Origin of the sequence: Aeromonas sp. QDB14, from assembly GCF_027707845.1 — a bacterium.
Lineage (GTDB): Bacteria > Pseudomonadota > Gammaproteobacteria > Enterobacterales > Aeromonadaceae > Aeromonas > Aeromonas caviae.
Genome location: NZ_JAPCJD010000060.1, coordinates 1 through 26,009 on the forward strand (window position 1 = coordinate 1; position 26,009 = coordinate 26,009).

Annotated in this window: 24 protein-coding genes; 11 read left to right on the forward strand and 13 right to left on the reverse strand. The window is 63.4% G+C overall.

Features of this window, described 5'->3' with window-relative positions; genetic code table 11:
* Positions 1-119: 119 nt before the first annotated feature.
* A complete protein-coding gene (gene ubiK / locus PG887_RS16720) occupies positions 120-377 on the reverse strand; it encodes a ubiquinone biosynthesis accessory factor UbiK (protein ID WP_010672374.1) in 258 nt (85 codons plus the stop codon).
* A 301-nt stretch (positions 378-678) separates the two neighbouring features.
* On the opposite strand from ubiK, the gene PG887_RS16725 reads away from it, so the two are divergent.
* Entirely contained in the window at positions 679-3,096 is a 2,418-nt protein-coding gene (locus tag PG887_RS16725; RefSeq protein ID WP_053288913.1) for a VolA/Pla-1 family phospholipase, read from the forward strand.
* Between the two features lie 59 nt (positions 3,097-3,155).
* Here the strand turns inward: PG887_RS16725 and glpG are convergent, their stop codons facing one another.
* Both glpG and glpE read right to left on the reverse strand, forming a co-directional pair.
* On the reverse strand, positions 3,156-3,989 hold the full coding sequence (glpG, locus tag PG887_RS16730; RefSeq protein ID WP_143238428.1) for a rhomboid family intramembrane serine protease GlpG: 834 nt from the start codon (positions 3,987-3,989) through the stop codon (positions 3,156-3,158).
* A gap of 29 nt (positions 3,990-4,018) precedes the next feature.
* Positions 4,019-4,342, reverse strand: coding sequence for a thiosulfate sulfurtransferase GlpE (gene glpE, locus PG887_RS16735; protein ID WP_005307320.1), 324 nt, complete (start codon positions 4,340-4,342; stop codon positions 4,019-4,021).
* 163 nt (positions 4,343-4,505) lie between these two features.
* Between glpE and PG887_RS16740 the strand changes: the two genes are divergently transcribed.
* A complete protein-coding gene (locus PG887_RS16740; protein ID WP_053288912.1) occupies positions 4,506-5,099 on the forward strand; it encodes a LysE family translocator in 594 nt (197 codons plus the stop codon).
* On the opposite strand, the gene PG887_RS16745 is transcribed toward PG887_RS16740, so the two are convergent.
* From PG887_RS16745 to PG887_RS16770, 6 genes are all read right to left on the reverse strand, one after another.
* Positions 5,078-5,923, reverse strand: a complete 846-nt coding sequence (locus PG887_RS16745; RefSeq protein WP_104452078.1) for a helix-turn-helix transcriptional regulator — start codon at positions 5,921-5,923, stop codon at positions 5,078-5,080. The genes PG887_RS16740 and PG887_RS16745 overlap by 22 nt on opposite strands.
* 82 nt (positions 5,924-6,005) lie before the next feature.
* Positions 6,006-6,707 (reverse strand): ABC transporter ATP-binding protein, encoded by a 702-nt coding sequence (locus PG887_RS16750; protein ID WP_201872455.1) that lies wholly within the window; start codon positions 6,705-6,707, stop codon positions 6,006-6,008.
* Between the two features lie 10 nt (positions 6,708-6,717).
* Complete coding sequence (gene livG, locus PG887_RS16755) at positions 6,718-7,491, reverse strand: high-affinity branched-chain amino acid ABC transporter ATP-binding protein LivG (RefSeq protein WP_010672381.1); 774 nt, start codon at positions 7,489-7,491, stop codon at positions 6,718-6,720.
* Positions 7,488-8,756 carry a high-affinity branched-chain amino acid ABC transporter permease LivM gene (locus PG887_RS16760; RefSeq protein WP_039041002.1) on the reverse strand — a complete coding sequence of 423 codons (1,269 nt, stop codon included), beginning with the start codon at positions 8,754-8,756 and terminating at the stop codon, positions 7,488-7,490. Before PG887_RS16760 ends, livG begins: the two co-directional genes overlap by 4 nt.
* 82 nt (positions 8,757-8,838) lie before the next feature.
* Positions 8,839-9,765 (reverse strand): high-affinity branched-chain amino acid ABC transporter permease LivH, encoded by a 927-nt coding sequence (gene livH / locus PG887_RS16765; protein ID WP_010672383.1) that lies wholly within the window; start codon positions 9,763-9,765, stop codon positions 8,839-8,841.
* 66 nt (positions 9,766-9,831) lie between these two features.
* Complete coding sequence (locus PG887_RS16770) at positions 9,832-10,953, reverse strand: branched-chain amino acid ABC transporter substrate-binding protein (RefSeq protein WP_191967257.1); 1,122 nt, start codon at positions 10,951-10,953, stop codon at positions 9,832-9,834.
* Positions 10,954-11,388: 435 nt separating this feature from the next.
* Between PG887_RS16770 and PG887_RS16775 the strand changes: the two genes are divergently transcribed.
* A complete protein-coding gene (locus tag PG887_RS16775; RefSeq protein ID WP_042017407.1) occupies positions 11,389-12,393 on the forward strand; it encodes a substrate-binding domain-containing protein in 1,005 nt (334 codons plus the stop codon).
* A gap of 77 nt (positions 12,394-12,470) precedes the next feature.
* Here the strand turns inward: PG887_RS16775 and norR are convergent, their stop codons facing one another.
* Positions 12,471-13,997 (reverse strand): nitric oxide reductase transcriptional regulator NorR, encoded by a 1,527-nt coding sequence (norR, locus tag PG887_RS16780; protein ID WP_270822339.1) that lies wholly within the window; start codon positions 13,995-13,997, stop codon positions 12,471-12,473.
* Positions 13,998-14,167: 170 nt separating this feature from the next.
* Here norR and norV point away from each other — a divergent pair, with 170 nt between their 5' ends.
* The 8 genes from norV (at position 14,168) to PG887_RS16815 (ending at position 23,178) form a co-directional block, all read left to right on the forward strand.
* Positions 14,168-15,652, forward strand: coding sequence for an anaerobic nitric oxide reductase flavorubredoxin (gene norV / locus PG887_RS16785; RefSeq protein WP_104452080.1), 1,485 nt, complete (start codon positions 14,168-14,170; stop codon positions 15,650-15,652).
* A complete protein-coding gene (gene norW / locus PG887_RS16790) occupies positions 15,649-16,815 on the forward strand; it encodes an NADH:flavorubredoxin reductase NorW (RefSeq protein WP_143238238.1) in 1,167 nt (388 codons plus the stop codon). The genes norV and norW overlap by 4 nt, the downstream gene beginning before the upstream one ends.
* Before the next feature lie 51 nt (positions 16,816-16,866).
* Positions 16,867-17,205 carry a DUF1971 domain-containing protein gene (locus PG887_RS16795; RefSeq protein ID WP_109112737.1) on the forward strand — a complete coding sequence of 113 codons (339 nt, stop codon included), beginning with the start codon at positions 16,867-16,869 and terminating at the stop codon, positions 17,203-17,205.
* A gap of 122 nt (positions 17,206-17,327) precedes the next feature.
* Complete coding sequence (locus PG887_RS16800) at positions 17,328-18,545, forward strand: 4Fe-4S binding protein (protein WP_270822340.1); 1,218 nt, start codon at positions 17,328-17,330, stop codon at positions 18,543-18,545.
* A 188-nt stretch (positions 18,546-18,733) separates the two neighbouring features.
* Complete coding sequence (gene tnaC / locus PG887_RS22740) at positions 18,734-18,805, forward strand: tryptophanase leader peptide (protein WP_223302601.1); 72 nt, start codon at positions 18,734-18,736, stop codon at positions 18,803-18,805.
* Between the two features lie 203 nt (positions 18,806-19,008).
* Positions 19,009-20,475: a tryptophanase gene (gene tnaA / locus PG887_RS16805; RefSeq protein WP_010672391.1), complete on the forward strand. Its 1,467-nt coding sequence runs from the start codon at positions 19,009-19,011 to the stop codon at positions 20,473-20,475.
* Positions 20,476-20,544: 69 nt separating this feature from the next.
* Positions 20,545-21,759, forward strand: coding sequence for an aromatic amino acid transporter (locus tag PG887_RS16810; protein ID WP_270822342.1), 1,215 nt, complete (start codon positions 20,545-20,547; stop codon positions 21,757-21,759).
* A gap of 198 nt (positions 21,760-21,957) precedes the next feature.
* A complete protein-coding gene (locus PG887_RS16815) occupies positions 21,958-23,178 on the forward strand; it encodes an aromatic amino acid transporter (protein WP_041214146.1) in 1,221 nt (406 codons plus the stop codon).
* A gap of 93 nt (positions 23,179-23,271) precedes the next feature.
* On the opposite strand, the gene PG887_RS16820 is transcribed toward PG887_RS16815, so the two are convergent.
* From PG887_RS16820 to PG887_RS16830, 3 genes are all read right to left on the reverse strand, one after another.
* Complete coding sequence (locus PG887_RS16820) at positions 23,272-23,676, reverse strand: hypothetical protein (RefSeq protein WP_010672394.1); 405 nt, start codon at positions 23,674-23,676, stop codon at positions 23,272-23,274.
* Positions 23,677-24,015: 339 nt separating this feature from the next.
* Positions 24,016-24,789 (reverse strand): hypothetical protein, encoded by a 774-nt coding sequence (locus PG887_RS16825; RefSeq protein ID WP_201997460.1) that lies wholly within the window; start codon positions 24,787-24,789, stop codon positions 24,016-24,018.
* Between the two features lie 153 nt (positions 24,790-24,942).
* Complete coding sequence (locus PG887_RS16830) at positions 24,943-25,707, reverse strand: EAL domain-containing protein (RefSeq protein ID WP_045522573.1); 765 nt, start codon at positions 25,705-25,707, stop codon at positions 24,943-24,945.
* Positions 25,708-26,009 lie beyond the last annotated feature (302 nt).

The window sequence follows — 26,009 nt, forward strand, 5'->3', positions numbered from 1 at the left end:
CCCAGGGCGGTGAAGATATCAAAGACCCGTTTTCCGGTAAATCGCAATGCGGCTCCGCTTAAGTGAACAGCATTGCAGCCTGGCTGGGGTTTGTGCTATCTACGGCGGGTCACGCCGGATCATTCGCCCTTGGCGGCGAGCTGCTGCTCGAGCTGGGCCAGCTTGGCCTCGAGGGCGGTCAGCTTCTCCCGGGTGCGCAGCAGCACCTTGGTCTGCACGTCGAACTCCTCGCGGCTCACCAGATCCAGCTTGTTGAGCTGGGCCTGCAAGACCTGACGGGTCTTTTTCTCCACCTCTTCACCCATGCTGCGAATGCCGGGGGGCAGGGCGTTGTGTATCTGTTTGGCGATCTCTTCCAGTTTTTTCGGGTCGATCATGGGGGTCTCCTTAAGCAATAGCGCCATTCTACCGACAAATCGTCCCCTTTGCCGAGATCGGAGCGGCTTTTTGCGCCATGGTTCCAGCCGGGCTCTGGTCGGGTCTGGTTGATGCACTCTGGCTGCTACCCTGTGACGCCGGGGATCAATTCCAATTCCTTGATGGTGTACACAAAAAAATCAGATCAGATGACTGACCAGAGGCTTATTAATTGTTGCGTTGCTGTTAATATGATTCGGTCGGGTTTGAACCCTACCCCGTCAGGCTCATCATGGATAACAACATAAAAGAGATAAGGATATGAAGAAAAAGCTAATTTATGCGGCCGTCGTCAGTGCGCTGCTGAGCGGTTGTGGTGGCAGTGACGACAACACAGGCGATACCTCAAGCTATCTCGATTATCTGCTGAGCGGCTCCAATGCAGTCCGACCCAGCGCCCTGGCAGCCCGTGCGACCGACGGTACCCTGAAATTCTCCACGGAAACGGCGGATCTCTCCAACCCGGTGTCCGCCCTCTCCACCCTGGATGGCTGGTCGACTACCCAGGCGATCCAGATAGTGCCGGTGACGGCCTCCGGCATCCAGGTCAAGGCGCCGGCCGCTGCTGAATTCGCAGCCTCCGTGGCCCCCCTCTACCTGATGGAGCTGGAGTTTGACAGTGCGGCCCTGCGTCCGAGCGGCGTGAAAAAGGTGCTGACCTACGGGGTGGACTTCGTGGTGGCCGAGACGACCGGGAAGCTGAATCTGGTGCCGCTCAAGCCGCTCAACCCCTCTTCCTACTACATGATAGTGGCGACCGATACCCTCAAAGACAGCACGGGTGCCCCCCTGCGACCGGGTAGCGACTACAGCAACTACAAGACCAGCACCGGCAGCAACGCCCAGGAGCAGACCATCAGCGGCCTGATTGCGCTGCAGGAAGGGCTGTTCAAGGCTGCCACCGGCATCACTAGCGACCACGTGATCTTCTCCGACTGGTTCGGTACCCAGTCCGGCGCCGACGTGCTGGTGGCGGTGAAAGGGGCGGCCGCATCCGTGCTCAAGAGCCCGACCCTGGACGCTGCCGCCCTGTGGAAGCAGGACGCCCTGGGCAATACCAGCCTGCCTGGCACCTATACCCTGTCGGTGAGCGGCGGCAGCCCCTTCCTGACCCAGCTGGACGCCGAGAACTTCCTGCCCCAGGAGCAGAAGGATGCGATTGCCGCCGCTTTTGGTGACGGCACTCCACTCCACAATCTGGCCTTGGGTACCACCGTCTACAGCGGCACCGTCAAGCTGCCCTACTTCCTCTCCTCCCCGACCACCGCCGGCTCCTGGGACAAGGCGAAGACCCAGTCCTGGCACGGTGCCATCCCCAGCCTCTACGCCATCGCGAACGCCCTGAAGGCCCAGGATGCCGAAGTGATCGGCGGCCTGGTGGGGGCGGGTGTGGATCCGGCCCTGCTGGGCGAACTCATCGCCGATCCGAGCCGTCAGGCCGAGCTGCTGGCGGAGGCGAGCAAGTTGATCGGGGTGACCCTCACCTCCGGCGGCAAGGCGCTGGATCCCGAGATGAATATCGGGCGCTTCAACCCGCTGCCGGCATTGGAAGAGGTGCAGTCCGTCCCGATGCGGATCTTTGCCGCCGCACCGCTGGCGAACATCACCGACGTGATCATCTATCAGCACGGCGTCACCTCGGTGAAGGAGAACGCCTACGCCCTGGCCCTTGGCCAGATTGGTGCCGGTGCCCAGGCGAGCAAGAACGTGGCCGTGGTGGTGATCGATCATCCGTTGCACGGTGAACGCGGCTTCGCCCTGACCGGCAGCATGGACTCGGTGACCACCTCCGACAACCCGACCCCCTACCTGAACCTGAGCTACCTGACCGTGGCCCGCGACAACCTGAAACAGAGCGTGGCGGATCTGCTGGGCCTGCGTCTGGCGGTGGGGCTGGCCAATGCCAAGGGGGCTATCGGCACCGCTGGCAGCCTCAAGGTACACTTCCTGGGTCACTCTCTGGGTGCCATCGCGGGGGCCAACCTGCTGGCGGTGGCCAACCAGTCTGTTGGCAACCCGACGGCAGACGCCCTGTTCAAGTTCGACACTGGCGGCCTGGCCATGCCGGGTGGCGGCATAGCGCCGCTGTTGCTGAACTCGCCGACCTTCGGCCCGACCATCCAGATGAGCGTGCTGACCGCTGGCAGTGCGGCCCTGAAGGCAGCCTTCACCGCCTACGCCCCGAACTGCAAGACGGCGGTGCCGACCTGCTTCGTCAACGAGTTCCTGCCGAGCCAGGATGCGGCCACCCAGGCCACGGCGGCCAGCACCCTGCAGAGCTACAGCTTCGCGGCGCAGTCGGTGCTGGATTCGGCAGACCCCATCAACTTGGGGAGCGGCATCGCGGCGGACTTCCCGCTGTTTGCCACCGAAATCGTCGGCGACGGCGCCCTGAGCCTGTCGGATCGAGTGATCCCGAACAGCATCGCCACCGCCCCGCTGGGTGGCACCGAGCCGCTGTTCAAGGTCCTGGCCCTGCAACCGCTGACCGCCACCGGCGCCGCCAACCACAGAGCGGCCCGCTTTGTGGCCGGGGGGCACAGCTCGCTGCTGGCACCTGACGAGAACTTCGATCCGACCGGCGCCGTCACCACCGAGATGCAGACCCAGTTCGGCAGCTTCTTCGCAAGCGGCGGTACCGCGGTCAAGGTGACCGACGGCAGCCTGCTCAAGCAGTAAGCCGGTCGACCAATAAAAACGCCGCCCCTTGGGGCGGCGTTTTTTTATGGCAAATCGGCTCAGGCTGGCCTGTGGTGCCTGTCCAGCCAGCCTTGGGCAAGGCCGACCAGCAGGCCTGCCAGGTGAGCCATGTTGGCGGTGGGGGTGCCGAGCATGTCCAAGAAGCCGAGCACCAGCCAGACCAGCATGAAGCCCATCAGGGCTGGCGGCATGGCGAGGCCGCAATCCGGTTGAAGCCTGGTTCGCAGCCAGCTGTAGCCGAGCAGGGCATAGACCACCCCGGAGAGGCCGCCAAAGCGCGGGCCGCTGACAAAGAACTCGGCGATATTGGGCAGGGCAGCCCCGACGATGAGCAGGATGAACAGCTTGCCGCTGCCGAGGCGCTGCTCTATCTGGCCACCGAGATACCACCACCACAACAGGTTGAACACCAGGTGCAGCACCGAGAAGTGGATGAAGGCCGGGGTGACGTAGCGCCAGGCCTGCCAGTCGGTGAACTGGGCCAGGGTGGGGTGGAAGGCGAGCTCGTCGAAGATGGGCAGGCCGATGGCATCCAGAGCGTAGATGGCCAGGCAGGCGATGATGACCACCAGGGTCAGGGGGCCCGCCTGGTGGAGGAAATCGGTGACCGGATCCGTCATCCCCTTGCTGTAGTCGATCCGGGCATCGGCATGGCCGGATTGCCAGGAGGCCTCCATGTAGCGGGGGTGATTGGGTTCGCTCAGGAAGCGCTTGACCTCCTGCTGGGCCTGGGCGAGGCGCCGTTCGTCTGCCAGCCAGACCGAGACGCCAAGCTCTGACTGGGTCAGCTCGCACGGAATGCCCAGGGTAGCGAGATAATCCACCAGCGCCTGGGCCATGCGGGCGTCACCCAGCACCAGCAGCTGGATCATGCCGGTTGAGGAGGAGCGACCCGCCTCTGTCATGCGTCCCCCGCCTGGATGGGGAACTCCCTGCGCCAGGCCTCGAAACCGCCATCCAGGCTATAGACCTCGTCATAGCCTTGTTGCAGCAGGTACTGGGCCGCCCCTTGGCTGCTGTTGCCGTGATAGCACATCACGATGACAGGGGTATCGAAGTCCACCTCGTTCATAAAGCGAACCAGGGTGCCGTTGGTAAGGTGGAAGGCGCCGACTGCGTGGGCCGTCTCGAAGGATTGGGGATCGCGAATGTCCACGAGACGGGCTTCGCCTGCGCTCAGCTTCTGGTGGGCATCATGGGCGCTGATATGGGCAAACTGGTCCATTGAGATGTCCTGAAAATGGAAGGTTGAAGGGCAGTTTACCGCAAGCGGCGGTTTGCGCTAAGTGTGCAATGGAGGCGGCATCCAGGGGATCGCAATTTTCTTCAATATCGGGCCGCCCGGGCCGGGTAGGCTCGGGCTTCCCTCAATTGAATGAGCATCATCCATGGAATTCAGTCTGCTGTTATCCATGGCCGGGTTTGCCCTGGCCATGTCCATCTCCCCGGGGCCGGTGAATCTGGTCGCCCTTGGCACCGGCGCCCGGTACGGTTTCACGGCCAGCCTGCGCCACGTGGTGGGGGCCACCCTCGGCTTCATCCTGCTGCTCCTGCTGATGGGGCTGGGTCTTGGCGGCGCCCTGTCCCGCTGGCCTGTGGCGCTGGGGGCCATTCACTGGGGCGGCGTGCTCTTTCTCGGCTGGATGGCCTGGCAGTTGCTGGTGGACAGCGGCGAGGTGAAGGAAGTAGAGGGTGTGCCCCCCGCTTTCTGGTACGGGGCCTTGATGCAGTGGCTCAATCCCAAGGCCTGGCTCGCCGCCAGCATGGGGATGGGAGCCTATGGGATCGCGGGCGGCATGAGCCAGATCGCCCTCTTTACCGGCATCTATCTGGTGATCTGCCTCGGCTCCATCGCCTGCTGGGCCTATGCGGGCAGCCGATTGCAGGGGTGGCTGGTCTCTCCTCGCCGATTGCGCTGGTTCAATCGGGCCATGGCGCTCTTGCTGCTGCTCAGCGCCGCCTATCTGGTGCGCTCGTCCTGAGGGACGAGCTGCGCTTTGTACTGGCCCGGGGTGGCGGCCACCCGGCGTTTGAACTGGCGCTGGAAGTGGGCCTGATCGGCAAAACCGCTGGCAAGGGCCACTTCCGCCAGGGGCTGCCCCTGGCGCAGCAGGGTGCGGGCGTGGCGAATGCGCTGATCGAGCAGGTAGGCGTGGGGCGTCATGCCGTAGTGGCGGCTGAAGGCGCGCACGAAGTGGGAAGGGGTAAGCCCGGCCACCGCACTCAGCTGTGCCAGGGTGAGGGCGCAGGCACTCTCGTCCTGCATCAGCTCGGCGGCTCGCTGCAGGTGCCGGGGAGGGCGGTCATCCCACTTGGCCGGGGTGAGCCTGGCCAGAAGCTGGCGGCTGAAGAGGTGGCAGGCCACTTCGCGAGCCAGGGGATCCGGCTCCTCCACCAGTTGCCGGTGAAGCCGGCAGAGCCCCTGGTAGAGCAGGGGATCCCGGCTTGCGGTCATGTCGAAGGGGCGAAACGCGTTGCCGAGCCCGGCCTCCTCCTGCTGGCGCTGCAACCAGAGGTTGTCGATGTAGAACATCAGATAGGACCAGGGCTGGTCAGCGACGGGATTGCAGGCGTGCACCTCTTCCGGGTTCATCAGCACCAGGCTGCCGCGGCCGACCTCTTGCAGGCTGCGCTGGTTGAGGTAGTGGCTGTGGCCGCCGGTGATGGCACCGATGGAGAAGTGGGGGTGGCTGTGCTTGTCATAGCAGACGCGCCGGCCATCCTGCACCGCCCGCGCCTCGATGAAGGGCAGGGCGGGATCGTGCCAGAAGTGGTGCTGATCCTGCGTCGCCCGCGCACGGCTCACAATGTGCTCCTCGGCGGGGGGCTGCTCCCCTGCCGGGCTCGGGGAGCGCGGCAGGGGAAGGGTGACGATGGTTGCTGCATCCTCAGCCGCCGAGATAGGCCTGGCGCACTGCCGGGTTGGCCAGCAGGGCCGCCCCCGTGTCTTGCAGCACCACCCGGCCGTTCTCCAGCACATAGCCGCGATCCGCCAGCTTGAGCGCCTGGTTCGCGTTCTGCTCCACCAGGAAGATGGTCATCCCCTTCTGGCGCAGTTGCTCTATGGTGTCGAAGATCTGCTGGATGACGATGGGCGCGAGTCCCAGGGAGGGTTCATCCAGCAGCAGCAGGCGCGGCTTGCTCATCAGGGCGCGGCCGATGGCCAGCATCTGCTGCTCGCCGCCGGACATGGTGCCTGCCCGCTGCTCCAGCCGCTCGTGCAGGCGGGGGAACAGGGTAAAAATCTGATCCAGCAGGCCGCGCTGCTCCGCCTTGTCGACGAAGAAGGCCCCCATCAGCAGGTTCTCCTCCACTGTGAGGCGGGCGAAGATGCGGCGCCCCTCCGGCACCACGGCGATGTCCTTGCGCATGATGCGGGCGGTGGTGAGAGAGTCTATCTGCTCCCCCTCGAACCAGATGGAACCGCTGCTGGGCTTGGGCTCGCCACACAGGGTCATCAGCAGAGTGGTCTTGCCGGCGCCGTTGGCGCCGATCAGGGTGACGATTTCCCCCTCTTTCACCTCGACGCTGACGTCGTGCAGCGCCTGAATTTTGCCGTAGTGGGTCGATACGTTGCGAAGTTCTAACATCTTTTTGTCCTTACGACTCGCCCAGATAGGCCTTGATCACCGCCGGATTGCTGCGGATTTCGTCCGGTTTGCCGTGGGCCAGCGGGGTGCCCTGGTTGACCACGAAGATGCGGTTGGAGATCTCCATCACCAGCTTCATGTCGTGCTCGATCAGCAGCACCGAGACCCCGAACTCGTCCCTCAGGTTGGAGATGAGCTCGTTGAGCTCGTCGGTTTCCTTGGGGTTGAGGCCTGCGGCCGGTTCATCGAGCATCAGCAGTTCGGGCCGGGTCGCCATGCAGCGGGCGATCTCGAGGCGGCGCTGCTGGCCGTAAGCCAGGTTGCCCGCGGCGCGGTTGGCGAGATCCTTGAGGCCCACCTTTTCCAGCCAGAAGGCGGACTGCTCCAGCCCCTCTTTCTCGGCACGGCGGAAGGAGGGGGTCTTGAACAGGCCGGCGATGAAGCCGGTATTGAGATGCCTGTGCTGGGCCACCAGCAGGTTTTCCACCGCCGTCATCTCCTTGAACAGGCGCACGTGCTGGAAAGTCCGCACTATGCCCTTGCGGGCGATGAGGTGGCCGGGCAACCCCTGGATCTCCTCACCCTTGTAGCGAATGACACCGCCACTCGGGCGATAGAAGCCGGTCAGGCAGTTGAAGATGGTGGTCTTGCCCGCCCCGTTGGGGCCGATGATGGAGATCACCTCCCCCTTTTCCACATCCAGCTTGACGCCGTTGACCGCGAGCAGGCCGCCAAAGCGCATCGACAGATCTGAGACATCCAACAATGGTTGATTGTTGCTCATTTACGCAGCTCCATATGGGGTCGACTCATGGGCAGCAGTCCCTGCGGCCGCCAGATCATCATGAATACCATCAAGAGACCGAACATCAGCATGCGATATTCGTTGAACTCGCGGGCGAGCTCCGGCAGCACCGTCATCACGATGGCCGCCAGCACCACCCCGATCTGGGATCCCATGCCCCCCAGCACCACAATCGCAAGAACGATGGCCGACTCGATGAAGACGAAGGATTCCGGGCTGATGAAGCCCTGGCGCGAGGCGAAGAAGCTGCCGGCAAAGCCCGCGAAGCAGGCGCCTATGGTGAAGGCGGTCAGCTTGATGATGGTGGGGTTGAGCCCCAGGGACTTGCAGGCGATCTCGTCTTCCCGCAGCGCCTCCCAGGCACGGCCGAGCGGCATGCGCAGCAGGCGGTTGATGACGAACAGGGTCGCCACTACCAGCACCAGGGCCATCAGGTAGAGGAAGATCACCTTGTGGTTGGCGTTGTAGGCGATGCCGAAGAAGTCGTGGAAGGTGCCAAAGCCCCCATCCTTGACGGTGCGGTTGAACTCCAGGCCCCCCAGGGTCGGTTTCGGAATGCCGGAGATCCCGTTCGGACCGCCGGTCAGGGTGGTCATGTTGTTGAGCAGGATGCGGATGATCTCGCCAAAGCCCAGGGTGACGATGGCCAGGTAGTCCCCCCGCAGCCGCAGCACCGGGAACCCGAGCAGGAAGCCGAAGGTGGCCGCCAGCAGACCTGCGATGGGCAGACACTCCCAGAAGCTCAGACCGAAGTAGGTGTTGAGCAGGGCGTAGCTGTAGGCGCCGACCGCATAGAAGCCGACATAGCCGAGGTCGAGCAGACCGGCGAGGCCCACCACCACGTTCAGTCCCAGCCCCAGCATGATGTAAATCAGGGTGAGGGTGGCCAGATCGATGGCGCCGCGAGAGGCCATGAAGGGCCAGCTCACCGCAAACAGCAGCACCAGCACGGCGGTGAGGTTATAGAGCTTGGGGGCCTCTTCGGGGCTTGGCAGCACCAGCTTGGTGAAGCCGACGGAGAAGCCGCTGATGGAGGCCTGGAACAGGCGGCTTATCTGGCCGCGCAGCATCTGGAACCAGAAGACGATGGTGGCGCCCCCCAGCAGCCAGGCCAGCGACACATCGAGGCGGCTCACCACCAGCAGGCGGGAGCCATCGGTCTCCAGCTTGAAGCCGAGCAGCCAGAAGGAGAGCACCAGCAGCACCAGGCTGGCGATGCAGGCATGGATAAATTGACGTTTCATCAGACTTTCTCCACTTCCGGACGGCCGAGAATGCCAGTGATGGTCATGAACAGCAGCACGAGGGCATGCATAGATTGGTTTTTCATACCTTCTCGACCTCCGGACGACCCAGGATGCCGGTGGGCATGAAGAGCAACACGAAGATGAGCAGGGCAAAGGCCATCACATCCTTGTACTCGGTGCTGAGATAGCCCGCGGTGAGCGCTTCCACCACGCCGAGCAGCAGGCCGCCCAGTACGGCACCGGGAATGCTGCCGATGCCGCCCAATACCGCGGCGGTGAAGGCCTTCAAGCCCGCCATGAAGCCGAGATAGGGGTTGATGACACCGTAGTACATGCCGAGCAGCACCCCCGCGACGGCGGCCAGGGCGGCCCCCAGCACGAAGGTGATGGAGATGACCACGTGGGTGTCTATCCCCAGCAGGTTGGCCATCTTGATGTCTTCGGAACAGGCACGGCAGGCACGCCCCATGCGGGAGCGGCCGATGAACTGGGTCAACGCCAGCATGGTGACGAAGGTCACCACGAAGATGATGAGCTGCATGTAGGAGAGGCTGGCCTGGAAGCCATCCTCGCCGCCGAGGGTCCAGCCCCCGGAGATCAGAGTGGGCATGGCGATGTCACGCGAGCCCTGGGCCATCCGCATCATGTTCTGCAGGAAGATCGACATGCCGATGGCGGAGATGAGGGGGATCAGGCGGTTGCCGCCCCGCAGCGGACGATAGGCCACCCGCTCTATGGACCAGCCATAGCTGCCGGTGATGATGATGCTGACCAGGAAGGCGCCCCCCAGCAGCAGCACGGTGCTGTCGATGCCCATCATCATGAGCCCGGCCATCACCATGAAGGCGACATAGGAGCCGATCATGTAGACCTCGCCGTGGGCGAAGTTGATCATGCCGATGATGCCGTAGACCATGGTGTAGCCGATGGCGATCAACGCATAGGTGCTGCCTATGGTCAATCCGTTCAGCAACTGCTGAACCAGATAAAGAAGGTGTTCGGACATACCGCGTTCCCTGTGTACTTGCCCGCAAAGAAAGGAGGGGTGACTCACGTCACCCCGACCGGCAGATTATTTGAGTTGAGTGGAGGTACCGTCGGCGTGCCACTGGAACACACCGAATTCGAAGCCTTTCAGGTCACCGTTCGGCGCCCAGGTCAGGGGGCCCATCACGGTGTCGATCGGTGCGGCCTTGATGGCGGCAGCGACGGCAGCCGGATCATCCTCGCCCGCCTTGGCGATACCGGCCGCCAGGGCCTGCATGGCGGCGTAGGTGGTCCAGACGAACGGACCGGAGGAGTCCTGACCCTTGGCCTTGAACGCTTCTACGATGGGGGCGTTGGCCGGCACCAGGTCATATTTGTTCGGCAGGGTCACCAACAGGCCTTCGGAAGCCGGGCCGCCGATGGCGGAGATGTCCTTGTTGCCCACCCCTTCCGGACCCATGAACTTGGCCTTCAGACCCTTCTCGCCAGCCTGGCGCAGGATCAGACCCAGCTCGGGGTGGTAGCCGCCGTAGTAGACGAAGTCGACGTTCTCTTTTTGCAGCTTGGCGATCAGGGCGGAGAAGTCCTTGTCGCCGGCGGTGATGCCCTCATAGGCAACGACCTTGACGCCGGCCTTGTCCAGCGCGGTTTTCACGCTGGAGGCGATGCCTTCACCGTACTGTTTCTTGTCGTGGATGACGGCCACGCGCTGGGGTTTGACCTGCTCGATGATGTACTTGGCGGCGGTCGGGCCCTGGTCGCTGTCCAGACCGATGGTGCGCAGGGTCAGCTGGTAACCGCGCTCGGTGATCTTGGGGTTGGTGGAGGCGGGGGTGACCATCAGGACCCCTTCATCTTCATAGATGTCGGAGGCGGGCAGGGTGTTGTCGGAGCAGAGGTGGCCGACCACGAACTTGACGCCGTCGTTGATCACCTTGTTGGCGATGGCCACGGCCTGCTTGGGATCGCAGGCATCGTCATAGATGACGGCTTCGATCTGCTTGCCCTTGATGCCGCCCGCCTTGTTGATCTGCTCGACCGCCATCTTGCCGCCGGTGAACTGCATGTCACCGTACTGGGCGACCGGGCCGGTCAGGGGGCCGGCAATGCCGATCTTGATGGTATCGGCCGCATTGGCCATGGAAACTGATCCAAACAGAGCCAAAGAAACCGCTGCTCTGACTGCCATTTTGCTGAAGTTATGCATTGATTCGTCCCTTAATCAGTGAATTGTTTCATTTTATGCACGTCATTCCGAGCCTGTGTCCCGCCAGCCCGGCGATAGATAAGGTTCTATCATTCCTCGCCGGGCAATAACAAGATGTTAAAGATACTAACCGGAGCAGGTGTGAGAGGGGTTTTGTGAAACTAACACGCAGTTTATTGCTTTTTACTGGAGTTTAATGTCGTCAAAGTGGTGCAACATACAGATAACAAATTGTCATGGTGACAATTTCCAGAGTAAAAAACTGACGATATTTCATTCTGCATCCGCTCTCATTTTGACCAAAATCCGTTTGCGCAAAAAGAAATGACCGCATAGATTAGCCAGCATTGATAATTCACTGGCAGCGCCCGTTAAAACCAAGCCTTTATTCGGGAAATCTGCTACTGTTCCGCCTTTGTTATTCAGGAGACAGAGATGGCAACTATCAAGGATGTCGCCTCGCGCGCAGGCGTATCCATCTCCACCGTCTCACATGTACTCAATCACACCCGTCGGGTCAGCGAAGACGCAACCCAGAAAGTGCTTGAGGCGGTGGCAGAGCTGAACTACGCGCCCAACTCGGTGGCGCGCAGTCTCAAGATCAATTCGACCAAGACCATCGGCATGCTGGTGACCACCAGTGCCAACCCCTTCTTCGCGGAAGTGGTACAGGGGGTGGAAGCCTACTGCTTCGAGCAGGGTTACAGCCTGATCCTGTGCAACACCGAGAACCAGCCGCCACGCCAGCAGCACTATCTGCGCATGCTGATGGAGAAGCGGGTGGACGGTCTGCTGGTGCTGGGGACCGATATCGACACCCAGTTCAGGGACATGCTGCGTATCCACAAGAAGGTGCCGCAGGTGGTGCTGGACTGGGGCAACGAGTGCGATTTCGCCAACGTGATCAACGACAACGCCCGCATCGGCGCGCGTCTGGCGGTGCGCCATCTGCTGGAGCAGGGCCACACCAACATCGTCTGCATCACCGGCCATCTCGCCAAGCCGACTACCCAGCAACGGCTGGACGGGGTGCGCGATGCCCTGGCTGAACAGGGGATGACCCTGAAAGAAGAGCAGATCTTCGAAGGGGACTACGAGAGCCAGAGCGGCTTCGATGCCATGCAGCGCATCCTGGCCCTCACCCCTCGCCCGACCGCGGTCTTTGCCTTCGACGATCCCATGGCCATCGGTGCCATCTGCGCCGCCTGGGAGGCCGGGGTCAAGGTGCCGGACGATATCTCCATGATCGGTTATGACGACGTGGAGATGGCGCGCTTCTCCAGCCCGCCGCTCACCACCATCCGCCACCCCAAGGCCGAGCTCGGTCTGCTGGCGGTGCAGCAACTGGTGAGCCGGATCCGCAACAAGGAGCTGGAAGTGGAGTCCATGACGGTGCAGCCCGAGCTCATCGTCCGCCGCTCGGTCAAGTCCCTGCGCTGACGGCGCCACGGGTGCCATGAACACGAAACCCCCTCGCCAGCGAGGGGGTTTCTGTTTTTGGGCCCCTCTCGTGGGCGTCAGGCCTTGAGGCCGAGCCGTCTGGCGAGGCGGTGCAGGTTGCCGCCGTCCAGATCCAGCGCCCGGGCGGTGGCGGCCCAGTTGCCGTCATGGGCGGTCAGGGTCTGCTCGATGAGCTGGCGCTGGAACAGATCGGTGGCGGCGCGAAGGCCCAGGCCGGCAATGGCCGGGGAGGCGGGCTGGCTGACGGTGTCGGCGGGCAGGGATGAGCCCGTCGGCCCCAGGTTGAAGTGGTGGGGTTCCAGGGTCGGCGAGGGGCTGCCCTGTTCGGCCCGCGCCAGCACGGCGGCGCGGTGGATGGCGTGCTCCAGCTCCCGCACGTTGCCGGGCCAGTCGTGGCGCTCGAGCAGTTGCAGCACCTGTGACTGGATACGCAGCTGCTCCAGCCCCAGGCCGAGCCGGCAGCGCTCGCAAAAGTAACCGGCCAGCAGGGGAATGTCGCCTGGGCGCTCCCGCAGTGCAGGGGCGTGGATCGGGAACACGCTCAGCCGGTGGTAGAGGTCGGCCCGAAACTGCCCCTCGACCACCGCCTGTTTCAGATCCCGGTTAGTGGCCGCCAGGATGCGCACATTCACCTTGAGCGGGGTGTCGTCACCGATCCGCTGCAGATCGCCGTATTGCAGCACCCGCAGCAGCTTGGCCTGCAGCGCCAGGGAGAGCTCCCCTATCTCGTCGAGAAACAGGGTGCCCTTGTCCGCGAGCTCGAACTTGCCCGCCCGATTGTGGATGGCGCCGGTGAAGGCCCCCTTCACGTGGCCGAACAGCTCGCTCTCGGCCACGGATTCGGGCAGGGCGGCGCAGTTGAGGTAGACCAGGGGGGCATGGGCGCGGGGCGAGCCGCCATGCACCGCCTTGGCGATCAGCTCCTTGCCGACCCCGGTCTCCCCCAAAATCAGCACGTTCAGCTCGGAGCTTGCCACCACGTCTATCTCGTGGCGCAACCGGGCCATGGCGGGGGAGTGCCCTATCATCTCCGGCTGCTCGGGGCCGGGCCGGGTGCCGGAGACCAGGGGCTCGCTGCTTTGGCGGGCGAGCCGCTCCAGCAGCAGGGCGTTGTCGAGGGCGGCGGCGGCCAGGGCCCCCACCAGACGCAGTTCCTCGTCGCTGATGCCGTCGAACTGGGTCGGGTTCATGCCGTCTATGGTCAGGGCGCCGATCAGCGCCTGCTCCGAGAAGAGCGGCAGGCCGACACAGGCGTGCACCTTGAAGTCGTCGTGATCCGGCAGCAGGCCGTCATAGGGGTCGGGCAGGGCGCTGTCGGCAGGGAAGCGCACCACATCCCCGGCGCGGGCGATGGCCTCGAGGCGCGGGTGATCCTTGAGGGCGAAGCGGCGCCCCAGCACGTCCTGCATCAGGCCGTCGATGGCGAGCGGGATGAACTGGCCCCCCTCGTAGCGCAGCAGGGCCGAGGCATCCGATTTCAGCAGGCTGCGCACGCTCTGGATCAGGCGGTGGAAGCGGTCCTGATGAGAGATGCCGAGTTGCAGGTCGAGGGCGATGCGCGCCAGGCTGTCGGTCGAGATCACGATAATTGTCCAAATGACAGTATGTTTGTGATTTTGACTATAACGGTGTGGTGTCTTAATGACAACGAGTGATATGAGAAGCCATTAAAAACAATTGGTTACAAGTTGGCACGTCCGCTGCAATAGCTGGTTCAGTTGAACATCCACTATTGCATTCGAGGAACTGCCTGATGAGCATTCACGTCAAGAAAAACATCCACTGGGTCGGCCAACGGGACTGGGAGGTACGCGACTTCCACGGCACCGAGTACAAGACCCACAAGGGCACCAGCTACAACAGCTACCTCATCCGCGAAGGGAAAAACGTGCTGATCGACACCGTCGATCACAAGTTCAGCCGGGAGTTCGTGCAGAACCTGGCGGCCGAGATCGATCTCGCCGCCATCGACTACGTGGTGATCAACCACGCCGAGGAGGATCACGCCGGCGCCCTGACCGAGCTGATGGCCCGCATTCCCGGCACCCCCATCTACTGCACCCACAACGCCATCGATTCCATCACCGGCCATCATCACCACCCGGAGTGGAACTTCCACCCGGTCAAGACAGGTGACAGCCTGGACATCGGCAACGGCAAGCAGCTGGTATTCATCGAGACCCCCATGCTGCACTGGCCCGACAGCATGATGACCTACATGACCGAGGATGCGGTGCTCTTCTCCAACGACGCCTTCGGCCAGCACTACTGCGACGAGCACCTGTTCAACGACGAGGTGGATCAGAGCGAGCTGATGGAGCAGTGCCAGCGCTACTACGCCAACATCCTCACCCCCTTCAGCCCCCTGGTGACCGCCAAGATCAAGGAAGTGCTCGGCTTCAACCTGCCGGTGAGCATGGTGGCCACCTCCCACGGCATCGTCTGGCGCGAGGACCCCACCCAGATCATCCTGAAATACCTGGAGTGGGCCGACCACTATCAGGAAGACCGCATCACCCTCTTCTACGACTCCATGTCCAACAACACCCGCATGATGGCCGACGCCATCGCCCAGGGCATCCACGAGGTGGACCCCGGCGTGGCGGTGAAGATCTACAACGTGGCCCGCCACGACAAGAACGAGATCCTGACCCAGGTGTTCCGCTCCAAGGGGATACTGGTGGGCTCCTCCACCATGAACAACGTCATGATGCCCAAGGTGGCGGGCATGCTCGAAGAGATCACCGGCCTGCGTTTTCGCAACAAGCGCGCCTCGGCCTTCGGCAGTTACGGCTGGACCGGTGGCGCGGTGGACCGGATCCAGACCCGATTGATGGACGCAGGCTTTGACATCAGCATCTCTCTCAAGGCCAAGTGGCGGCCGGATGGCTCGGCGCTGGCCGAATGCCGCGAGCATGGTCGCCAGCTCGCCCGTCAGTGGGCGTTGCACCCGCTGGACGCACCCCGCCCGATCACCACAACCCAGACAACCGTGACGCCCGTCCCCGCGATGCCTGCTGTTGAGCCGCAAGCCGCAGCGGCCGCCGCCGAATGGGATGACGACCAGGCCATGCTCTGCACGGTCTGCCAGTGGGTCTATGACCCGGCCCAGGGCGAGCCGGATCAGCTGGTGGCGCCGGGCACCCCCTGGGCCCAGGTGCCGGACAGTTTCCTCTGCCCCGGCTGCGGCATCGGCAAGGAGGTATTTGAACCCTGCGCCGTGGAGGCCTGTGTATGAGCGCAGCAACGCAGAGTGACGCCGGCATCAGCCGGGAGATAGTGGTGATCGGCAGCGGCTTCGCTGCCCAGCAACTGGTCAAGAGCCTGCGCAAGCTTAACGCCGAGCAGCCCATCCGCCTCATCACCGCCGACAGCGGCGATGAGTACAACAAGCCCGACTTGAGCCACGTAGTGAGTCGGGGCTGCCCTGCCGCAGCCATGACCCGTCAGAGCGGCAGCGATTTTGCCGAGCAGCAGCGCATCGCGCTGCTGCCCCACTGCCCGGTGCATGGCATCGACCCTGCCCGGCGGTTGGTGCTGACCGAGCAGGGGGAATTCCCCTACGGCAAGCTGGTGCTGGCCACCGGGGCGAGCGCGGTGCGCCCCGATCTGCCGGGCAGCGAACACCTGGTCACCCTCAACAGCCAGCAGGAGTACGCCGCCATCGAGGCGCAACTGCGCCAGGCCCGCCGCATCCTGGTGCTGGGGGCGGGGCTCATCGGCTGCGAGCTGGCGATGGACATGGCGAGCGCAGGAAAAGAGGTGACGCTGGTGGATCTGGCCGACAGCCCCTTAAGCGCCCTGCTGCCCGCCGCCCTGACCGAGCCGCTGCAACAGGCCCTGCGCAGCCAGGGGGTCAGCCTGCAGTTCGGGACGGGTCTCGCCAGGATAGATGCCCAGCCGGGGGATGGCTGGCGCGTCACCCTGACCGATGGGCGCATCAGCGAGCAGGATCTGGTGATCGCCGCGATCGGCCTGCGGCCGAATCTGGCCCTGGCCCGTGGGGCCGGGCTGGCAGTGGAGCGCGGCATCCTGGTCGATGATCGGCTGCAGACCAGCGATCCCCACATCTTCGCCCTGGGGGATTGCGTGCAGTGGCAAGGTCAGCTGCTCCCCTTCCTGCAACCCATAGTGCTGGGGGCCAATGCGCTGGCGCGCACCCTGCTCGGCACACCGACCCCGCTGGCCCTGCCGCCCATGCTGGTGAAGGTGAAGACGCCGCGCTACCCGCTGCAACTGGCGGGTCGTACCCGGGGTGAAGATCTCGCCTGGCAGTGCCGCTGGAACAGCCACGGCATGGTGGCCGAGGCGCACGGCGAAGATGGCAAGCTGTGCGGCTTCGTGGTGGGGGGCGACCAGATGAGCGCCGCCTTCCCGCTGCTGCGTCAGCTGCCCCGTTGAACCATTAATAGCCGAAGGCCGGGCTGACCCGGCCACTCGAGGAGAACCGATATGGCCATGCAACTGATCCCGTCTCACTGGGTGGTACGCCGTTCCACCCCCTTTTTCACCCGCCAGAACGTGCCCCAGGCCCTGCTCACCCACCACAACACCGCGGCCGGGGTGTTCGGCCAGCTCTGCGTGATGGAGGGAACCGTCACCTATCACGGCTTTGCCGACGAACATGCCGAGGAGCCCGAGGTGAGCCTGGTGATCCGGGCCGGGGAGTTTGCCACCAGCCCGCCCCAGTACTGGCACAGGGTTGAGCTGTCGGAGGATGCCCGCTTCAACATCCACTTCTGGGCCGAGCAGGCCGAATCCGACCAGCCGTTGTTCCACAGCCGCAAATAACGGGGTTTAAGGCTGAGGGGGCGGAGCGGGCAAATGCCCCCTCTGCCCATGCAGATCAAAATCATCAACTCAGATGTTGGTTATCCTGCCCCCTCGATTCGGATGAGCACTGTGAGGGAAGCATGAGCCTGTTGGAAGCCCTGACCATGACCTCGGGTCTGGTCTATCTGGTTCTGTTGTTGTGGCAGGGCCGCAGCGGTTGGGGCTGGACGCTCTCTCTGCTGTTGGCCGCCGCGCTCTGGCTGCTGGTGGCGGATTCGGTACTCTGGCTCGCACTGGGGCTGGTGGCCACGACCCTGGCGCTCTGGCTGCGCTATCGCCCCCTACTCATGCTGGCCCACATAGACAGTCAACGTCTCAGAATGGCCACCAGGCAGCTATTGCTGCTGTGTTGGGTGTTGGTGGCGGTTCAATATGTTGTTCATATCGGACAGTTGGGGCTGGGGATGACCCCCTGGCTGGTGCGCCCCGACGTGGTGGACGGTTTCCTGCCCATCGCAGGTGGTCTCGGGCTGCGGGCCTGGCTCGGGCGGGGGCTGACGGACCCCCACCACCCGGCGGCCACCGTCACCGTGCTGGTGCTCTCCCTGTCGGCCCTGCTGCTGGGTCGGGCGTTTTGTGCCTGGTTCTGCCCGCTCGGGCTGGTGGGGGAGTGGCTGCACGGCCTGCGCTCGCGCCTGTTGCCGGGGGAGTGGACCCCGCCGCGCTGGCTCGATGCCGTGTTGCGCGGCCAGAAGTTTCTGGTGCTCGGCTTTCTGCTCTTCATCATATTGCTGGCGGTACCCGCCGCCGCCCTGCCCGGCTACCTCGCCAGCCCCTACCATCAGGCGGCGGACATGAAGATGGGGGCCTTCTTCTTCAACCTGACCCTGATCTCGGGCCTGTGCCTTGGCTGGGTGCTGCTGCTCACCGCCACCTTCCGGCAAGGGTTCTGTCGCTACCTCTGCCCCTACGGCGCCTGGTTCGCCCTGCTCGGCCTGCTGACCCCACTGCGCATTCGCCGCGACCCGGCCCGCTGCCTGCGAAGTGCGGGCCACGACTGCGACAAGTGCAGCCGGGCCTGCCCCTCGCGCATCCAGGTGCACCAGCTCATCGCGGTGCGCAATCTCGAGTGCACCAGTTGCCAGAGCTGCGTGGCCGCCTGCCCCAAGCGGGCCGATGCCCTGCATCTTGGCACGCAAGGGCAGCGACTCGCCCCCCGCCAACTGCTGGGGCTGCTCTGTCTGTTGCTGCTGGTGTTGCCGCTGCTCGCTTACGGCTTGCTGGATCTCTGGGTCAGCCAGACACCGATCCCTGACCGCTACGAGTTGTTGCAGCGGCTGCCCTGGCTGAGCCACTGAGGGGGAAAGGGCAAAAGGTGGATGATGGGGGGATCTTTCGGATTGGCGATAATAAGCTGTATAAAAATCCCCCGCCAAATTGTTAGCGCCATCCCACTTTGCTCATATTGCAATTGATCATATAGCGCTCCCCACCATAATGGGTGCTGTTATTTGGCGTTGTTAATATCAATTGGATGAGCAACAACATGAATATCAAGGTCAGCTATCCCAAGTGGTTTACCCTGGACCATAAGATCGCGTTCTTCTTCCCGCTGTAATTCCCCGCGGCGGCGCGGCATGCCTGCCATGCCAAGAGCCCGCCTCCATTCCTGAACTGAAATAGCTGCACCCGTCTTCGCCTGTTTATTCTGGCGAGGCGATGTCGTGCACCCATTTCCCAATATTTCCCACCTGCCGGACATTCTATTTTCGGCGGGGGAAGAGACTCATTTTGAATATTTAAATCTGGGGTGTTTATATTATGGAAAACTTCAAGCATCTGCCCGAACCCTTCCGTATTCGTGTCATCGAGCCGGTCAAGCGCACCACCCGTGCCTATCGGGAAGAGGCCATTGTCCGGGCGGGCATGAACCCCTTCCTGCTGGACAGCGAAGACGTCTTCATCGACCTGCTGACCGACAGTGGCACCGGCGCCATCACTCAGGACATGCAGGCCGCCATGCTGCGCGGTGACGAGGCCTACAGCGGCAGCCGCAGCTACTATGCCCTGCAACAGGCGGTGCAGGAGATCTTCGGCTACTCCCTGACCATCCCCACTCATCAGGGGCGCGGCGCCGAGCAGATTTACATCCCCGTGCTCATCAAGAAGCGGGAGCAGGAGAAGGGGCTGGATCGCAAGAAGATGGTGGCCCTCTCCAACTACTTCTTCGACACCACCCAGGGCCACACCCAGATCAACTGCTGCGTGGCGAAGAACGTCTACACCAGGGAGGCGTTCGATACCTCGGTCACCGCCGACTTCAAAGGCAACTTCGATCTGGTGAAGCTGGAAGAGGCCATCCTGGAGGCGGGCCCCGCCAACGTGCCCTACATCGTCAGCACCATCACCTGCAACTCCGCCGGGGGGCAGCCGGTCTCCATTGCCAACCTGAAGGCGGTGTACGAGATCGCCAGAAAGTACGACATCCCCGTCATCATGGACTCCGCCCGCTTCGCCGAGAACGCCTACTTCATCCAGCAGCGGGAGCCCGGCTACGCGAACTGGACCATCGAGGAGATCACCAGAGAGTCCTACAAGTACGCCGACGGCCTCGCCATGTCGGCGAAGAAGGATGCCATGGTGCAGATGGGGGGGCTGCTGTGCTTCAAGGATGACAGCATGCTGGACGTCTACACCGAGTGCCGCACCCTGTGCGTGGTGCAGGAGGGCTTCCCGACCTATGGCGGCCTGGAAGGGGGCGCCATGGAGCGCCTGGCGGTGGGCCTGCGGGACGGCATGCGCCAGGACTGGCTGGCCTATCGCATCGGCCAGGTGCAGTACCTGGTGGACGGGCTGGAGGCCATCGGCGTGGTGTGCCAGCAGGCGGGGGGCCATGCGGCCTTCGTGGATGCGGGCAAGTTGCTGCCCCACATCCCGGCGGATCAGTTCCCGGCCCACGCCCTGGCCTGCGAGCTCTACAAGGTCGCCGGCATCCGTGCGGTGGAGATAGGTTCCCTGCTGCTGGGGCGCGACCCCGCCACCGGCAAGCAGCACCCCTGCCCGGCGGAGCTGCTGCGCCTGACCATCCCCCGTGCCACCTATACCCAGACCCACATGGACTTTGTCATCGAGGCCTTCGGCGAGGTGAAGAAGAACGCCCACCGGGTGAAGGGGCTGGACTTCATTTACGAGCCGGCCGTGCTGCGCCACTTCACCGCCAGACTGAAAGAGGTCGAGCATAACGACCCGTCAGCCGGCAAGACGCAGAAAAAATTGATAGAAGCATAACGAGTCAGGGGCACAGATTTTTCTGTGCCCTTTTTTTCACTGCTCTGTGAAAGATTTGGAGTGACACACATGACATCAACACCGTCCGTCATCGGAGGGGCCTGCATCATTGCCAGCGTCTGTGTCGGTGCCGGCATGCTGGGGCTGCCGAGCGCGGGAGCCGGGGCCTGGACCAGCTGGTCAACCCTCGCCATCATTCTTACCATGGTCGTCATGACGGTTTCAGGCTGGATGCTGCTGGAAGCCCTGAAACCCTACGCATTGACCGCCTCCTTCAACTCGGTGACCAAGGATCTGCTCGGTCACAGGATCAATCTCTTCAACAACCTCACCGTCTATTTCGTGGGCGGCATTTTGCTCTATGCCTATATCACCTCGTCGGGTCTCATCCTGGGCGGCCTGCTGGGCATCAATAGCCAGCTGGCCTCGGTGTTGTTCGTGCTGGTGTTCTCCTGGTTCGTCTGGCATTCGACCCGGGCGGTGGACAGGATTTCGGTCGTCCTGATCGTCTTCATGGTGCTGAGTTTCGTGTTCGGGGTCTCCGGGCTTGCCAGCAAGGTCGACACCGCCAAGCTGTTCAACTCCTTTGCCGAGGAGCTGGGCCGCGCCCCTTACGCCCTGGCCATGTTGCCGGTGGCGCTCACCTCGTTTGGCTACCACCACTCGGTGGCATCGATGCGCACCTATTACGGCGAGGAGCAGAAAGCCAGACAGGCGATCCTGGGGGGGACCCTGATCGCCCTGGCGCTCTATCTGCTGTGGCTGCTCAGCATCTTCGGCAACCTGCCTCGTCCCGCCTTCGGCCCCGTCATCGCCAAGGGGGGTGACGTGGATGTGCTGCTGGGGGCGCTGGCCTCGGTGATCGAGTCCAGGCAGGTCTCCCAGGCCATCAACCTCTTCTCCATGGCGGCCATCCTCTCCTCCTTCATCGGGGTGGGGCTCGGGGTGTTCGACTATCTGGCGGATCTGTTCCGGTTCGACAACAGCCGCCGGGGGCGGGCCAAATCCTGGGCGGTGACCTTCCTGCCCCCCCTGGCGCTCTCCCTGATGTTCCCGTTCGGCTTCGTGGTGGCCATCGGCTATGCCGGGGCCGCGGCGACCGTCTGGGCCTGCATCATCCCGGCCCTGCTGGCGAAGAAGTCCCGGGAGCTGGCCCCGGACGAGGCGGGGTTCAAGGCCCCCGGCGGCCAGCCCATGGTGGTGGCCGTCATCGTCTTCGGGGTGCTTACCGCCATCTTCCACCTGATGGCCATGGCGGGTCTGCTGCCCGTCTACACCGGCTGACCCTGGTGTGCCGAACCTGGCCCCATCCCGAACATATTCCACGGATGGGGCGCAGGATCCGGCCCGTTTCCCCCCATTTCCCCTCCGGATTTGATACCCGAAGGCATGCAGGGTAAAGTCCCCCGGCGCCAGCAGTGGCGAACGCAGGAGAAGCACGGCGGTGTGCCGTGACCAGTCGACAATCCGTTTGGGGGAGTAATGGAACAGAAACCATCGTTGGTGGGCGGGGCATGCATCATTGCCGGCGTCTGTGTGGGGGCCGGCATGCTGGGGCTGCCGAGTGCGGGGGCGGGCGCCTGGACCCTCTGGTCCATGCTCGCGGTGGCACTGACCATGGTGGTGATGACGGTCTCCGGCTGGATGCTGCTGGAGTCCTATCGGGGCTATCCCCTGCGCGTCTCCTTCGATACCGTGACCCGGGATCTGCTGGGGGAGAAGGTCAACGCCCTCAACAATCTCAGCGTTTATTTCGTCGGCGGCATCCTGCTCTATGCCTACATCACCTCGGCCGGTCTCATCATCGACGGCATGACGGGGATGGGCAGCCAGTGGGCGTCCGTGCTCTTTACCCTGGCCTTCTCCCTGCTGGTGTGGCACTCCACCCGGGCGGTGGACCGCATCTCGGTGTTGCTGGTGATCCTGATGGGGCTGAGCTTTGCCTTCGGCATCTCGGGCCTGTCGATGAATGTGCGCCTCGATCTGCTGCTCGACCGGGTGGGCAGCGAAGTGAGCTACGCCCCCTATGCCCTGGTGATGCTGCCGGTGGCGCTCACCTCGTTCGGCTACCACCATTCGGTCTCCTCCATGCGCGCCTACTACGGTGAAGAGCGCCGCGCCAGCCGCGCCATTCTGGGGGGCACCCTGATCGCGCTCGCGTTTTACCTCATCTGGCTGGTGAGCGTCTTTGGCAACCTGCCCCGCAGCGAGTTCGGCCCGGTGATCGCGGAGGGGGGCAACGTGGATGCCCTGCTCAAGGCTCTCGGTTCGGTGATCGAGTCCAAGGCGGTGGCCAGCGCCCTCAACGCCTTCTCCATGGCGGCCATCCTCTCCTCCTTCATCGGGGTGGGGCTCGGGGTGTTCGACTACCTGGCGGATCTGTTCAAGTTCGACAATAGCCGGGGTGGCCGCGCCAAGTCCTGGGCGGTGACCTTCCTGCCGCCCCTGGTGCTCTCCTTGCTGTTCCCGTTCGGCTTCCTGGTGGCCATCGGCTATGCGGGCGCCGTGGCGACCCTGTGGACCTGCATCATCCCGCCCCTGCTGGCCTGGAAGGTGCGGGCGGCCCGGCGTGAAGAAGGTGGCGAGGGCTTCCGCGCCCCCGGCGGCCTCTTCATGATCGTCCTGGTGATCCTGTTCGGCGTGCTGACCGCCGCCTTCCACCTGCTCAACATGGTGGACCTGCTGCCCGCCTACAAGGGCTGAGCTGTTACCCGGGTCGCAGTGCCAGCACACAATGACAAAGAAGGAGCCTCATGGGCTCCTTCTTGCTTGTCACACAGGCAATATTGGCGTCGGTTACTGAATGCCGACCGACAGGGAGTGGGGGACCTTGGCGCCTTTACGGGCGGTGGCGCGCATCTGGTAGACCTGGATCAGGTACTTGCCCGACTTGGGCAGGGTGCCTTGCCATTTTGTGTCCACGTTGCCGCCGCCCAGAGCCTCGGCCTGACCCGGGATGGCGCCCGGCGCGAAGACGTTGAAGTTGGCATTGGTGCTGCCGGTGATGGCGACAGTCATGGTCTGGCCTTCTTTGGCGCCCAGGGTGTAGTTGATGGTGTCATAACCGGAGAAAGTGCCGTCAACCTTGGCGCTGTGCGCGCCTTTGGCGAAGTGCACCGGCACCGTGGTCACCTTGTCTGCCGCCTGAACCGAGGCCGCCATCATCATGGCCAGCAAGGCGGCCGTTACTGCTTTTTTCATTATCTATTGCTCCTGTGATCGGGCCCTGGCACGGGCCTCGAGGGGAAGATATGCCTGAACGATGACGCGACTCCATCGAAATGATGGGGCGGTCGGAGTGGGGGATGTTGCAAGATTTGGGGTATGCACAGACGGACATGGTGCCTTTTGGCCGCAAGCCAGATGAACACAAGGTCGATGGGGTTTTATATGGCGAGTATCCCTGATACAGGGGGCGTTTTTGTCAACGTGGTGTTGACGAACAGGGTGCCCGCTGCGGCCATGACTCTGCGACAGAATTGATCGCCCCGGGTCTCCTGCATGGTCAGGGCGCGGGAGGGCTTGCGGAAAAAGAGGACGTCATGGCTGGCTGGAGCCCTCAGCCGCCATGGCCTGCTGCTCATAGCGCGCCACCGTGCCGTCCTGCTTCATTTGCCGGATCACGCTGGCAAGGGGGGCCAGCAGATCCTGATGCCGTTCGTGCAGGTAGACGTAAGAATCGGCCAGCTCCATCACCCCGGCGGAGTAGATGCCGGCATAGCCCGGGTCCTGGCGCGTCAGGGCGGCCAGGGCCTGGCTGGCAATCAGGGTCTGCTCCACATAGAGGTCACTGCGCCCCTTGAGCAGCTTGCCCATCCCCTGCTCGGCGGTGGTGATGGCAAAGAGCCGGTTCGGTGCCACCACCTTGCCCAGCATCATCTCCGGCAGCTTGGCGCCACGGCGAAACTCGACCCGATAACCGGTGCCCAGCAGGCTGTGCCACCCCTGCAGCTGGATCCCGGGCTGGTGGGCATAGGCCTGATAGGAGACGGCGAAATGGGGCTCGGGCACGCGCTGGAGGGTGCGGGTCTGCTGCTGGTAGCTGGCGGCGCGGTGGATCTCGCCATCGACCTGTCCCTGCTCTGCCAGCAGGGGGGCCCGTCCCCCGGGGTAGCCCTGGTACTGGAAGTCATAGCCCAGGCGGGCGAACGCGTCCCGATAGATGAGATCGAGCCAGCGACCATAGGGGGACTCCCTGGTTTCAAGGGAGCTCACCAGTGTGATGTTGCCCCTGCCTTGCGCCCCCCATACCTGGAAGGCCAGCAGCAAGAGCAGTGAAAGAGCGAAGAAGCGGTATCCTGAAACCTGCGCCATGGTGTCCCTGTCAGAGCGGTGGTTGCAAAGGGTGACAGTCCTATCCTAGCCCAGGGGGTTGCCCGGTCCAGCGCTTTCTGCCGTCCGCCCGTGGATACCCTCCGGGCCGCCTTGCCCGAATGAACGACAACAAAGGGAGATAGCCAGCGCCGCTCACAGGCTGGCGAAATCCACCTCGGGCAGGGTTTCGAAGCCGGGGCGGGCAAACAGATAGCCCTGCATCAGGCTGACGCCCATCTCCCGCAGGCAGGCCATCTCGTCGCGGGTCTCGACCCCTTCCGCCAGCGGGGTGATCTGCAACTCCGTAAACAGCGCCAGACAGTGGCGAACGATGGCCTGACGGATAGGGTCCTGGTCGATGCCGCGCAGCAGGTGCATATCGAGTTTGATGATGTCGGGGCGAAAATCGGCCAGCAGGCTCAGGCCCGAGTAACCGGCGCCAAAGTCGTCGATCGCCGTCTTGAAGCCCAGGGCCTGATAGTGATCCACGATGCCGCGAATATGGCGGTTGTCCTGCACCTGTTCCACCTCGGTGAACTCGAACATGATCTGCTCGATGGGAAAGAGATGCTCGCGGGCCGCCTGCAACGTGGTGCGGATGCAGCGCTCCGGGCGATAGACCGCGTTGGGCAGGAAGTTGATGCTCAGCATGCCCCGCATGTCGAGGCGGGCGGCCAGCGCGATGGCCTTGATCCGGCACAGCTGATCGAAGCGGTAGCGGTTGTCGTCGTTGACCCGGTCAATCACGCTCTGCGCCGACTCGTTGTTGAGCCCCCGCACCAGGGCCTCATAGCCGAAGAGGGTGCGCTGGCTGCAATCGACGATGGGCTGGAAGGCCATGGTGAAATCGAAGTCGAGATCCACCTGCTCATGACACTGCTGGCAGAGGGTGGAGGACGGGGCGGCAGGTATATCCATGACTTTCCTCTTGGGTGTGGCGGCGCTGGGCACTGTCTCAAATGATAACAGCTCATCACCCCCCTGTAGGTTCGATTAGCGCAGCGTAATCGGACAATCGAGAGGCTTTGATTACGGTTGTTGCCGTGATTCAGGGGCGGCCAGCCGTAGAGGGAAATCGGCTGGCCGTTATGGCGAGAGAACCGATTTACGCGAACGTCCGATTACGCCTGACGGTCAGTCGAGGGCGTTGTTGATCAAATCCGTCGCTGGATGGCCGTTCCCCAACCCGTTGATACCACTCAATTCACTGGCTGGCGAAC

Bases quoted from the DNA above. Each gene is read 5' to 3' on its own strand.
- norV (WP_104452080.1), top strand. From the start codon at position 14,168: ATGAGCATTCACGTCAAGAAAAACATCCACTGGGTCGGCCAACGGGAC.
- livG (WP_010672381.1), bottom strand. From the start codon at position 7,491: ATGAGCAACAATCAACCATTGTTGGATGTCTCAGATCTGTCGATGCGC.
- PG887_RS16750 (WP_201872455.1), bottom strand. From the start codon at position 6,707: ATGTTAGAACTTCGCAACGTATCGACCCACTACGGCAAAATTCAGGCG.
- PG887_RS16775 (WP_042017407.1), top strand. From the start codon at position 11,389: ATGGCAACTATCAAGGATGTCGCCTCGCGCGCAGGCGTATCCATCTCC.
- norW (WP_143238238.1), top strand. From the start codon at position 15,649: ATGAGCGCAGCAACGCAGAGTGACGCCGGCATCAGCCGGGAGATAGTG.
- PG887_RS16800 (WP_270822340.1), top strand. From the start codon at position 17,328: ATGAGCCTGTTGGAAGCCCTGACCATGACCTCGGGTCTGGTCTATCTG.
- PG887_RS16820 (WP_010672394.1), bottom strand. From the start codon at position 23,676: ATGAAAAAAGCAGTAACGGCCGCCTTGCTGGCCATGATGATGGCGGCC.
- PG887_RS16760 (WP_039041002.1), bottom strand. From the start codon at position 8,756: ATGAAACGTCAATTTATCCATGCCTGCATCGCCAGCCTGGTGCTGCTG.
- PG887_RS16770 (WP_191967257.1), bottom strand. From the start codon at position 10,953: ATGCATAACTTCAGCAAAATGGCAGTCAGAGCAGCGGTTTCTTTGGCT.
- ubiK (WP_010672374.1), bottom strand. From the start codon at position 377: ATGATCGACCCGAAAAAACTGGAAGAGATCGCCAAACAGATACACAAC.
- PG887_RS16725 (WP_053288913.1), top strand. From the start codon at position 679: ATGAAGAAAAAGCTAATTTATGCGGCCGTCGTCAGTGCGCTGCTGAGC.
- PG887_RS16825 (WP_201997460.1), bottom strand. From the start codon at position 24,789: ATGGCGCAGGTTTCAGGATACCGCTTCTTCGCTCTTTCACTGCTCTTG.
- PG887_RS16740 (WP_053288912.1), top strand. From the start codon at position 4,506: ATGGAATTCAGTCTGCTGTTATCCATGGCCGGGTTTGCCCTGGCCATG.
- PG887_RS16815 (WP_041214146.1), top strand. From the start codon at position 21,958: ATGGAACAGAAACCATCGTTGGTGGGCGGGGCATGCATCATTGCCGGC.
- tnaA (WP_010672391.1), top strand. From the start codon at position 19,009: ATGGAAAACTTCAAGCATCTGCCCGAACCCTTCCGTATTCGTGTCATC.
- glpG (WP_143238428.1), bottom strand. From the start codon at position 3,989: ATGATCCAGCTGCTGGTGCTGGGTGACGCCCGCATGGCCCAGGCGCTG.
- glpE (WP_005307320.1), bottom strand. From the start codon at position 4,342: ATGGACCAGTTTGCCCATATCAGCGCCCATGATGCCCACCAGAAGCTG.
- PG887_RS16810 (WP_270822342.1), top strand. From the start codon at position 20,545: ATGACATCAACACCGTCCGTCATCGGAGGGGCCTGCATCATTGCCAGC.
- livH (WP_010672383.1), bottom strand. From the start codon at position 9,765: ATGTCCGAACACCTTCTTTATCTGGTTCAGCAGTTGCTGAACGGATTG.
- PG887_RS16830 (WP_045522573.1), bottom strand. From the start codon at position 25,707: ATGGATATACCTGCCGCCCCGTCCTCCACCCTCTGCCAGCAGTGTCAT.
- PG887_RS16795 (WP_109112737.1), top strand. From the start codon at position 16,867: ATGGCCATGCAACTGATCCCGTCTCACTGGGTGGTACGCCGTTCCACC.